The sequence below is a fragment of the Parvimonas sp. D9 genome, from assembly GCF_035282565.1.
GTDB classification, from domain to species: domain Bacteria; phylum Bacillota; class Clostridia; order Tissierellales; family Peptoniphilaceae; genus Parvimonas; species Parvimonas micra.
The window spans coordinates 1-285 of sequence record NZ_JAYKBM010000106.1 but is presented as its reverse complement, the minus strand read 5'-3'; the positions used below and the strand labels follow the sequence as shown (position 1 = coordinate 285).

General features: G+C 38.9%; 1 protein-coding gene. It reads left to right on the top strand.

Annotated elements, in window-relative coordinates; genetic code table 11:
* Complete coding sequence (locus tag VJI94_RS08990; protein ID WP_416383680.1) at positions 1 to 90, top strand: ribonuclease H-like YkuK family protein; 90 nt, start codon at positions 1 to 3, stop codon at positions 88 to 90.
* The last annotated feature ends 195 nt before the right edge of the window (positions 91 to 285 follow it).

The following is a 285-nucleotide window of genomic DNA, read 5'->3' as shown; positions in this document are numbered from 1 at the left end:
ATGGGTTATATCCTAGGTATGGGCTTTGCCTTCAAAGCCAAGCCGGAAGCTTTTGCGAGTAGTTGCTGTGCTGATAAGGTGGTGAACTGAATCGCTTGAAAATTTCGTTGAACGGCGGAATAATTTATTTATTACGTGTGCATACCTGTCTCCGCAATCATTGTTTTCTCTCAACTTTTATGGGCTGCAGATTTTTTATGATTATTATGATGAGCGCCGATAGATTACCATCATAAACCATCATAAAAATCTGCGTTCCATCACTAATTTTTACCATGTATCGTA

Excerpts from the sequence above, each read along its gene's own strand:
- VJI94_RS08990 (WP_416383680.1), top strand. The coding sequence starts at position 1 with ATGGGTTATATCCTAGGTATGGGCTTTGCCTTCAAAGCCAAGCCGGAA.